The 10,423-nt window shown below is 67.4% G+C and carries 6 protein-coding genes; 3 read left to right on the forward strand and 3 right to left on the reverse strand.

Going from position 1 to position 10,423, the window contains the following annotated elements:
- Window positions 1-110 precede the first annotated feature (110 nt).
- The 3 genes from G9473_RS09500 (at window position 111) to G9473_RS09510 (ending at window position 5,875) form a co-directional block, all read left to right on the forward strand.
- A complete protein-coding gene (locus G9473_RS09500; RefSeq protein WP_291132808.1) occupies window positions 111-2,354 on the forward strand; it encodes an acylase in 2,244 nt (747 codons plus the stop codon).
- A 126-nt stretch (window positions 2,355-2,480) separates the two neighbouring features.
- On the forward strand, window positions 2,481-5,354 hold the full coding sequence (locus G9473_RS09505; protein WP_291132809.1) for a pitrilysin family protein: 2,874 nt from the start codon (window positions 2,481-2,483) through the stop codon (window positions 5,352-5,354).
- 218 nt (window positions 5,355-5,572) lie between these two features.
- Entirely contained in the window at window positions 5,573-5,875 is a 303-nt protein-coding gene (locus tag G9473_RS09510) for a hypothetical protein (protein ID WP_291132810.1), read from the forward strand.
- 68 nt (window positions 5,876-5,943) lie between these two features.
- On the opposite strand, the gene G9473_RS09515 is transcribed toward G9473_RS09510, so the two are convergent.
- From G9473_RS09515 to G9473_RS09525, 3 genes are all read right to left on the reverse strand, one after another.
- On the reverse strand, window positions 5,944-6,384 hold the full coding sequence (locus G9473_RS09515; RefSeq protein ID WP_291132812.1) for a universal stress protein: 441 nt from the start codon (window positions 6,382-6,384) through the stop codon (window positions 5,944-5,946).
- A gap of 20 nt (window positions 6,385-6,404) precedes the next feature.
- Window positions 6,405-8,126: a cation:proton antiporter gene (locus G9473_RS09520; protein ID WP_291132814.1), complete on the reverse strand. Its 1,722-nt coding sequence runs from the start codon at window positions 8,124-8,126 to the stop codon at window positions 6,405-6,407.
- Between the two features lie 102 nt (window positions 8,127-8,228).
- The gene (locus G9473_RS09525) at window positions 8,229-10,403 is read right to left on the reverse strand and encodes a S46 family peptidase (protein ID WP_291132815.1); all 2,175 of its coding nucleotides are present in this window, start codon (window positions 10,401-10,403) and stop codon (window positions 8,229-8,231) included.
- Between the last annotated feature and the right edge of the window lie 20 nt (window positions 10,404-10,423).

The following is a 10,423-nucleotide window of genomic DNA, read 5'->3' on the forward strand; positions in this document are numbered from 1 at the left end:
CGCCTAGGTGGGTTCGGCCCCGCCGCTCGGCAAGTCCCCCGGACTTGACCGGACGCGCACCGATCCGCATTGACGCGGGTCAAGGGATTGCAAGCTTCGGGAAACGCACAATGAAATGGCTCAAAAGAGGCGGGCTCGCGCTCGCCGTCATCCTCGTCCTCGCCTTCACGGTGCTGGCGACCTGGGAGCCGTTCTTCGCCCGCGAGACGACCCCACCGCCCGCGCGCACCTACACCGCCGAGATCATCCGCGACGAATACGGCGTGCCGCATATCTACGGAAAGACCGATGCCGACGTCGCCTTCGGCGTGGCGATCGCCCACGCGGAGGACGATTTTTCCACCTTGCAGGATGTCGTCGCCATGTCGAAGGGCCGCTACGGCGCGATTGCAGGCGAGGAAGGCGCGCAGTTCGACTACATCTACCACCTGCTCGACGCGCGCGGGACGGCCGAGCGGCACTACCCCGACCTGCCCGAGGACACCCGCGCCCTGTTCGAAGCCTATGCCAGCGGGCTCAACCAGTATGCCGCCGAGCACGCGGACGAGCTGAAGCTCGGCAACCTCTTCCCGGTCAACGGCGAGGACGTCGCGGCGGGCTTCGCGCTGCGCCAGCCCTTCTTCTTCGGCCTTTCGGGCGTGATCGAACCGTTGGTGACAGGCGAGCCGCTGCGCCGCGAATTCGGCCCGGACATCCCCGGTTATCCGCGCGAGCTCTCCCCTCCGAGGCCGCAGGCCGAGGCACCCTCGCAAGAAGCGCCCGAAGAGACGGCGCATCGCCCCCGCACCGCCTTTCCGCTCGGCGAGGAAGCGGGGCTGCTCGGCTCCAACGCCTTCGCGGTCGCGCCGGAAAAGTCGGGCGGGCCGACTTTCCTCATCTCCAATTCGCACCAGCCCCTGCGCGGCGGGGTCGCGTGGTACGAATTCAGCGTCGAGAGCGAGGAAGGCTGGCATTTCACCGGGGCGAATTTCCCCGGCTCGCCTTTCCCCTTCTTGGGGCATAACGAGCACCTCGGCTGGACCAACACGGTCAATCGCCCGGACATGGTCGACGTCTACGAGCTGGAACTGAACGAGGACGCGAGCGCCTATCGCCTCGACGGGGAATGGCGCGAGCTCGAAACCGAATGGGTGACGCTGCCGGTGCGCATGGGCCCGGTGGTCCTGCCGATCCGCCGCGCGGTGTATCGCTCGGTCCACGGCCCGGTCATCATGCGCGAGGCCGAAGACGGGACGCAGGAAGCCTTCGCGATCCGGTACGGCGGGATCGACCGGCTCGACCAGCTCGACGCCTATTACCGGCTCAACAAGGCGACCAGCCTCGAGGAATGGCAGGAACAGCTCGCCCGCATGGCGATCCCTTCAACCAATTTCATCTACGCCGACGAACGGGGCAACATCGCCTATGTCTACAACGCCGCGATCCCCGACCGGCCCGAGGACGTCGACGCGAACTGGCGCGGCGTGCTGCCGGGCGACCGTTCGGACCTCATCTGGGAGGGATCGGTCGGCTATGACGAAATCCCGAAACTGGTGAACCCGGACAGCGGCTGGATCTACAATTCCAACAACGAGCCCTTCACCGCCGCAGGCGCGGGCAGCGACCTCTCGCCGGAGGATTTCTCCCCCGTGCTCGGCATCGAGCGCAAGCAGACCAACCGCTCGCGCCGCGCCTATAAGCTCTTGTCCGAGGCCGAAGTGCTCGACCGCGAGACGCTGCGCGCGATCAAGTACGACCGCGGCTACGAACGCTCCGACTACATCGCGGTGCTGTGGGACGCGCTCGAGACGATGGAGGCCGAGGGCGAGCTGGCAGAAGCGCGCGACCTGCTGCTGAACTGGGATTTCGTCGCCGACAATGAAGGCCCCGCCGACGCGCTCGCGCTGCTGATGATCCGCGACTGGATGTCGGCGGAATACCAGAACAAGCCCGAATGGCCCGATGCGAAGGAAAAGCTCGCCCAGCACGTCGCCCACCTCAAGGAGCATTTCGGCCGGATCGACCCGCCCGCGGGCGAGCTGCTGCGGCTGCGGCAAGGGGACGTGGACCTGCCGCTCGACGGCGGGTCGGACACGCTCAAGGCTTCGACTACGTGGGAGGTCGACGAGGACGGGCGGCTCTCCCTCGTCCACGGCGACAGCTTCATCCAGTGGGCCGAATGGCCGGCGGACGGCGGGCGCGTGACCTCGCGCTCGATCCAGCCGTTCGGTTCGGCCATCACCCGCCCGGACAGTCCGCACTACACCGACCAGATGGAGCTTTACGCCGCCAAGAAGCTGAAGCCCGTCCATTTCTGGCGCGAGGACGTGCTGGGACACGCGAAAAGCCGCAAGACCGTCACCAACGCGCGCTGAGCGGCGCGGCGCTGGTCGATTGAGACGGGCGCTCCGTCGAACGCACGGCGCGAACGCTTGAACGCGCGCGCCCTGCCTGTAGGGTCGCCACCATCCACAGCCACGTCTTTCGGGGACCATAGACACATGAAACTACGCCTCTTCACCGCCAGCCCGCTTGCGCTGGGCGCCGCCCTCGCGCTCGCCGCGACCGTGCCCGCCGCCCCTTCGCTCGCGCAGGACGCACCCGAAATCGAAGCGAGCGCCGACCTTGAAAACCTCGTCGAGCAGGTCGCCATTCCCTATGAGCGCTTCGAGCTCGACAACGGCCTCACCGTCATCGTCCATGAGGACCGCAAGGCGCCCATCGTCGGGGTCGCGGTGTGGTACAATGTCGGCTCCAAGGACGAGCCCGCAGGCAAGACCGGCTTCGCCCATCTGTTCGAGCACCTGATGTTCAACGGCTCGGAAAACGCGCCCAACGACTATTTCCAGTACCTCCAGGAAATGGGCGCGACCGATTACAACGGCACGACCAATTTCGACCGCACCAACTATTTCCAGACCGTGCCGCGCCCCGCGCTCGAACGCGCGCTGTGGCTCGAATCCGACCGCATGGGCTACCTCCTCGGCGCGGTCACGCAGGAGAAGCTCGATAACCAGCGCGGCGTCGTCCAGAACGAGAAGCGCCAGGGCGACAACCAGCCGGGCGGGCTCGTCTTCTACGAGATCCTCGAGACGATCTTCCCCGACGGCCACCCCTACCAGCACTCGGTGATCGGCTCGATGGCCGACCTCGACGCGGCTTCGATGGAAGATGTGCGCAACTGGTTCATCGACAATTACGGGCCGAACAACGCGACGCTGGTGCTGGCGGGCGACGTGTCGGCGGCCGAAGCGCGCCCGCTGGTCGAAAAGTGGTTCGGCGACATCGACCGCGGCCCGGACAATATCCCCGCCGCCGCCGACGTGCCCACGCTCAAGGAGGACGTGCGCAAGGTGATGAAGGACCAGGTCGCGGCGACCTCGGTCTCGATCTACTGGCCCGCGCCCGGCATCACCAGCGAGGAACTGACCGCGCTCGACGTCGGCACGCGCATCCTCGGCGGGCTCGCCTCCTCGCGGCTCGACGAGATCCTCGTGCGCGACGAACAGCTCGCCGTTGGCGTCGGCGCGGGCAATTACGACTTCCAGCGGGTCGGCCTGCTCAATGTCAGCGCGACCCTTAAGGACGGCGTCCCGCTCGCCCAGCTCGAAGCGCGGCTCAAGCAGCTGATCGACTGGTATATCGAGACCGGCCCGACCGAGGACGAAGTGCGCCGCGCGGCGACCAGCCAGCTTGCAGGCACGATCCGCGGCCTCGAACAGGTCGGCGGCTTCGGCGGCAAGGCGGTGACGCTGGCGCGCGGCGAAGTGCTTGCCGGGACGCCCGAATTCTACGCCAAGCAGTTCGAAACCCTCGCCACCCTGACCCCCGCCGAGGTCAAAGCGGCGATGGCGAAATGGCTCACCCGCCCGTCCTTCACGCTGGTCCTCGAACCGGGCGAGCGCGAGGCCGAATACGAGGAAGCCGCGAGCGTCGCCTCGGACGAGGAGAACGCCAGCGAGCGCGACCGCGCAGCCGAGGAGATCACCGTCTCCAAGGAGCGCCCCGCCCCGCCGATCGACACCATCGCCTCGCTCGACTTCCCCGAGCTTGAGCGCACCACGCTCGCGAACGGGATGCGGCTGACCTACGCCCAGCGCGACGCGGTCCCGGCGACCTATGTCACGATGAGCTTCAACGCCGGCAGCGCGGCCGATCCGGCCGATATGCGGGGGCTTGAAAACCTCACGCTCGGACTGTTCGACGAAGGGACCGAGCAGCTCACCGCGCAGGAAATCGCCGAAACCCGCGAGCGGCTGGGCGTCAGCATTTCGACCGGCGGGGGCGATGACCGTTCGACCTTCACCCTGTCGGCGCTGTCGGCCAACCTCGCGCCCTCGCTCGAACTGTTCAGCCAGGTCATCCGCGAGCCCGCCTTCAACGAGAAGGACATCGCGCGGCTCAAGTCGCAGACGATCACCGGCATCCGCTCGCAGATGAAATCGCCGCAGGGCCTCGCCAGCCGCGCGCTCGGGATCGAGCTGTTCGGGACCGACACGCCCTATGGCGGCGTCACCACGGTCGAAAGCGTCGAGAGCATCACCCGCGACGATATGCTCGCTTTCAAGGACCGCTGGATCCGGCCCGACAACGGCGAGGTCTTCGTCGTCTCGGACAAGCCGCTGGCCGAGATCGTCGACGCGCTCAACGGCGCCTTCGGCGACTGGAGCGCACCCGCGGTGGCGAAGGGCGAGAAGGACTTCTCGAGCCTTGCAGGCGCCGAGGTCGAGGGAAATCGCATCGTCCTCATCGACCGGCCCAATTCGCCGCAGAGCGTGATCTACGCCGCCCAGCGCACCGATCTCGACGCTGGCGATGAGAACTGGGTCGATTTCACCAATGCCAACAACTCGCTTGGCGGCAATTTCCTCGCCCGGCTCAACATGAACCTGCGCGAGACGAAGGGCTGGAGCTACGGCGTGCGCGGCGGGCCGCAGGCGCGCGAGAACGCGGTGGTCTATTTCATGGGCGGCGGCGTGCAGGCCGACCGCACCGGGGATTCGATCGCCGAGATGATCCGTGAGACGAGCGAATTCCTGACCACCAACGGCGTGACCGAGGAGGAGCTGACCCGCAACGTCGCCTCCGAAGTCGGCGCGCTGCCGGGCCGGTTCGAAACCTCGCCTTCGGTGCTCGGCGCGATGCAGTCGCTCACGCTCTATGGCCGCCCGGACGATTACTACGAAGGGCTGGTGGCGAAGTATGAGAGCCAGACGCCCGAAAGCCTCGATGCGGCGGCGCGCGCGGCGCTCGATGTCGAGGATTTCGTGTGGATCGTGGTCGGCGACGCCTCCAAGGTGAAGCCGCAGCTCGAACAGCTGGGCCTGCCGGTCGAGGTTCGTGAGATGGAAGGCAGCGAAGCCGCTGGCGGCTGACGCTACGGCTTGCGTGACAGGGGGCGCGGGAGCGGCCGGAAGGGCTCTCCCGCGCCCTTTTTCGCGGGCCTTTTGCGGTTGAACAGGCCCGCGCGCCGTGCAAGGAAACGCACGAGCCAGCACGGCCGGGGCGGCGATGCCGAAGGGCCAGCGAGTTCGACCCAAAATCCGCCGGGACCGATGAGAGAGGCTCCCGGACGCAGCCAAGGAGATCACCAATGTCCGTTGCAGGTACCTACAAGACCGTCGTGAAAAGCCCGATGGGCGACCAGAGCGGCACGTTCACCGTCGTTCCCGAAGGCGACAACGCCTTCACCGGCTCGATGTCGGGCGGCATGGGCTCGATGGATGTCGAGGACGGCAAGATCGACGGCAACACGCTGACCTGGAAGATGAACATGACGGTCCCGATGCCGATGACGCTCGAATGCGAAGCGACGGTCGAAGGCGACCAGATGACCGGCACGGTCAACGCCGGCGCGTTCGGCGCGATGCCGCTGACGGGCGAAAAGGAAGGCTGATCGCCTTCTGCCCAGAGAGATGAGGGGGCCGCCGGAGCTGACGCTCCGGCGGCCCTTTTCGTTTGCGCTCAGTCCTCCGGTTCCTCGGCCCGCACCACCAGCACGTCGCACGGGGCGTCGCGCGTGATCGCGGTGGTCTGCGTGCCGAGCATGACCCGCCCCAAGTCCATCCGGTGCGCACCGACGAGGATCGCGTCCGCATCGAGCTTGACCGCCAGCCGCGTGATCTCGCGCGCCACGGTGCCTGCGGGGGCGAAGACCCCGTCGAGGCTCGCCCCGCAGCCATGCGCGGCGGCAAGCCCTTCGAGTTCGCGCTCGGCCGCTTCCTGCTCGCCCATGTCCCACGCATCGGGCAGGGCGCGGGCATAGGAGCGCGGCAGGTCGGGGCGGACATGGACCAGCGTCAGGCGCGTCCCGAATTTCCGGGCGAGCGCCGCCGCGCGGGCCATCAGCACGCGCGCCCCCGCCGCATCGTCGAGATCCAGCGCCACCAGCACCCGTTCGAACATCCTCTCCTCCCCTTCTTGCGTCAGCACTCCTCGCCCTGCCGCTCAAGCGCGATGCGGCGCTGGATCACCCCTTCGTCGGTCCCGAAATCGCGCAGCAGGACTTCGGCGAGCCGCAGGCTGCCCTCGACCGTTTCGGGCACGGCGAAACTCGCGCCGATGTCGATCAGCCGGTCGGCATGGCCCTGGTCGCGCGCGCGGGCGAAGATCGGCAGCGCGGGCGCGTGGCGGCGGATTTCCCGGGCGAGCGCCTCGGTCGCGGCTTCGTCGGCGATGGTGATGACGAGCGCGCTCGCCCGGTCGAGCCCGCTTTCGCGCAGCACGTCGAGCCGCGCCGCATCGCCGAGGCGCACCGGGCGGCCCGCCTTCTGCGCCGCGCGGGCTAGGCCCGGATCGCGCTCGATCGCAAGATAGCGGATGTCCTGCCGGTCGAGCACGGCGGCGATCGTCTCGCCCACCCGGCCGAAGCCCGCGACGATGACATGGCCCGAAATCGCATCGTCGATCATGTCGCGCTGGTCCTCGGAGAGACCCTCGGTCGGTTCGAGCCAGCGCGCGGCGGCCCGGGCGAGCCAGTCGAGCCCCGGGGTCGCGAGCATGGTGAGGCCGACGACGATCAGCATGAACTGGGCGATATCGGACGCGAGCAGGCCGACCGTGACCGACAGGCCGACGACGAGAAATCCGAATTCGCCCGCCTGCCCCAGCATGATCGCGACCTCGCCCGCGCGCTGGCGCGGCAGGCGCCAGGCAAGGCACAGGGCGAAATTGATCGCGACCTTGAGCGCGACGAGGCCGAGCGCGGAAGACAGGATCAGCACCGGCTGATCCAGCACCACCCGCCAGTCGATCCCCATGCCGACCGAGAGGAAGAACAGGCCCAGCATCAGCCCCTTGAACGGCTCGATGTCGACCTTGACCTGGTGGCGGAACTCGGTCTCCGCGATGAGCAGCCCCGCGAGGAAGGCCCCGAGCGCCATCGAAAGCCCGGCATAGCCCGTCACCGCCGCAGTGCCGACCGCGACCAGCACGCTGATGGCCACGAAGCTTTCGCGGCTGTCGGCGCGCGCGACCATGTGCAGCAGCGGGCGCAGCATCAGCCTTCCGAGGGCGTAAATGATCGCGACCGTCAGCGCCGCTTCGCCCAGCGCCATGCCGAAACCGAGCGCGGCGTTTTCCATCGCCATCGAGCCGAGCACGCTGACCGCGAACAGGATCGGGACCACGGCGAGGTCCTGCATCAGCAGGATCGAGAAGGTCGCCCGCCCCGCGCTCGTCCCCAGCCTGCCGCCGTCGACCAGCAGCGCGGTGACGATCGCGGTGGAGGACAGGGCAAGGCACGCGCCGAGGATGATCGCGGTGGCCAGCGCATTGCCCCAGGCGAAGGCGATGGCGGCGATCACCGCGCCGGTGACGAGGATCTGCGCGCTGCCCAGCCCGAACACCAGCCGCCGCATGGTCCACAGGCGTTCGAAGGAAAGCTCGAGCCCGATGACGAAGAGGAGGAAGATGACCCCCAGCTCGCCCAGCGCCGTGACCCCGTCGAGGTCGGTGATGACGAACCAGCCGACCGGCTCGTATTGCTGCGCCAGCAGGCCGAGGCCGTAGGGACCGATCAGGCTTCCGACGAGGAAATAGCCGAGCACCGGGCTCAGCCAGCGCTGCAGGATCGGCACGATCAGCCCCGCCGCGACGAGGAAGACCAGTGCCTCGCGCAGGAAGGGGATGTGTATGTGGGATTCCATGAGACGCTGTCTCAAGGAAAGCGGCGCGGCTTGCAAGCGGGCACGGGCCGGGTTCGCGGCCCGCCCCCGCTTTTCATCACCGCACGTTCTCGCCCCGTTCGATCACCGAACGATGTCCATTTCCTCGATCAGGCGCTCGGCCCCGTCGACCTTGTCCATCACCCACAGCATATAGCGCGTGTCGACATGGATCGTGCGGGTCGTGCGCGGATCGAAATCCCAGTCGGAATTCACGCTCTCGAAAGTCCCGTCGAACAGCAGGCCGACCAGTTCGGCGCGCGCGTTCAGCGTCGCCGAGCCGGAATTGCCGCCGGTCGAATCGAGGTCAGAGAGGAAATTGACCGGGACCGACCCGATGCTCTCCAGCTTGTAGGGTCCGTAATCCTTCGCCTCGATCGCGTTCAGCAGGTCCTGCGGCGCGTTGAAGGGGTCTTCGCCGGTATCCTTCTCGGTGATGCCCTCGAGCGTCGTGAAGGGATAATAGGCCATCCCGTCCTTGGGCGATCCACCCATCACCTCGCCATAGGTGACGCGCAGGGTGGAGTTCGCGTCCGGATAGGTCAGCACGCCGCTTTCGCGCTGCCACGCGGTGATCGCCTCCATGTAGGCCGGGCGCAGGGCGAGCGCGCGTCCGGCGCGGGTCTTGGCCTCGGTCTCGAGCTCGAAACCGTAATCGTAGAGCGCGACCGCGAGCTCGATGAAGGGATCGTCGGAGGCTTCGAGCTGTTCGGGCGTCGCTTCCATCAGCGCAAGGCGCGTTTCCGCCTCGTCGAGGTCGGTTTCGGCGTAGAACTTCTCGAGCAGCGCGGGCAGGTCCGCAGGCGTCGTCTCGGCGGTGATGCCCAGCGCCTCGTCGAGCACGGCGACACGTTCATCGGCGGGCTGGGCGAGGTAGCCGGTCAGGAACAGCTCCCACTCGGCCTTGTCCACCGCCGGGTCGAAGCGCCGGTCCAATGCCTGCAGGCCCTGGCGGAAGAAGCCCATGTCGCGCTCCTGGTAGCCGGGCTCGCGCAGGGCGTTGTCGTTCTGGCGCTCTTTCGACAGGCGATAGAGCCGCTCGGCCACGCCCAGCAGCGCAGGCCGCGTCGCGTTGTTGTACCAGAAGTTCGTCCGGCTCGCCTGAGCGCTTTCCTCGGAGAGCTGCGCAAGCTCGGCAATCGCCTCGCCATATTCGGCGCGCGAGGGGTCCGCCGCGATCCACGCCGCAAGCGCCTCTTCCCGCTCCCGCCGCCGCTCGACGAGGCCGACGCGGCGCGCGCCCTCGATCTGGCCGCGCAGGTTCTTCTCGAAATTGTTGAGCCCGGCGAGCCGGCTTTCGTATTTCACCCGCGCATCCGTGCCTTCGGGAGCGGCTTCCTCGATGGTCGCGATCCATTCGGTGAGGAGCGTCTGGAAGGTCGGGTAGGTCCAGCCGAAAGTGTTCTCGACCTCGGCCATCAGGGAATATCGGCTGGTCGAGCCGGGATAGCCCGCGGCCATGACGAAATCGCCCTCGTCCAGCCCTGCAGCGCTCACCTTGAGGTGATGTTCGGGCTCATAGGGGACGTTCTCCTCGGCATAGTCCGCCGCCGAGCCGTCCGGCGCGACATAGGCGCGGTAGAAGGCGAAGTCGCCGGTGTGGCGAGGCCACATCCAGTTGTCGATGTCGCCGCCATACTTACCGATGGAATCGGCGGGCGCATAGACGAGCCGCACATCGCGCACTTCGAGCCGCTTGATGAGCTTGTATTCCGCCCCGCCGTAGAAGCTTGCGACCTGGCAGCGGTAGCCCGCATCCTGTTCGCATTCGGCGGTGATGTCCTTGGAGCGCTGCTGGACGAGTTCGTAGCGTTCATAGGGCTCCATGCCTTCCGTGCCCTCGCGCATCCGGTCGGTCACGTTGGTGACCTCGGTCGTCACGTAGATGCGCGAGCCGGGCGCGGCGGGCAGTTCCTCTGCGAGGCTGTTCGCGAGGAAGCCGTTTTCGAGGTAATTGTTCTCGGCGGTCGAATTATACTGCACCGATCCGCGCGCGCAGTGGTGGTTCGTCACCACGAGCCCGGTGGGCGAGACGAAGCTCGCCGAACATCCGCCGAGCGAGACGATCGCGCCCATCGGAAAGCCGGTGAGATCGGCGAGTTCCTGCGGGTCGATTTCCAGCCCCGCCTCTTCGAGCTGCCCGGCGATTTCCTGCAGCTGGTCGGGGGTGAACATCCCTTCCTTGGCGGACAGGGGGGCGGCAATCGGGGCGAGGCTGACCGACGCTAGAAGCGCGGCGGCACAAAGCTTGCGGGTCATGTGTGGGTTCTCTCTCTGGG

This window comes from Erythrobacter sp. (assembly GCF_011765465.1).
Taxonomy (GTDB): Bacteria; Pseudomonadota; Alphaproteobacteria; order Sphingomonadales; family Sphingomonadaceae; genus Erythrobacter.

Excerpts from the sequence above, each read along its gene's own strand:
- G9473_RS09525 (WP_291132815.1), bottom strand. The coding sequence starts at position 10,403 with ATGACCCGCAAGCTTTGTGCCGCCGCGCTTCTAGCGTCGGTCAGCCTC.
- G9473_RS09510 (WP_291132810.1), top strand. The coding sequence starts at position 5,573 with ATGTCCGTTGCAGGTACCTACAAGACCGTCGTGAAAAGCCCGATGGGC.
- G9473_RS09515 (WP_291132812.1), bottom strand. The coding sequence starts at position 6,384 with ATGTTCGAACGGGTGCTGGTGGCGCTGGATCTCGACGATGCGGCGGGG.
- G9473_RS09500 (WP_291132808.1), top strand. The coding sequence starts at position 111 with ATGAAATGGCTCAAAAGAGGCGGGCTCGCGCTCGCCGTCATCCTCGTC.
- G9473_RS09505 (WP_291132809.1), top strand. The coding sequence starts at position 2,481 with ATGAAACTACGCCTCTTCACCGCCAGCCCGCTTGCGCTGGGCGCCGCC.
- G9473_RS09520 (WP_291132814.1), bottom strand. The coding sequence starts at position 8,126 with ATGGAATCCCACATACACATCCCCTTCCTGCGCGAGGCACTGGTCTTC.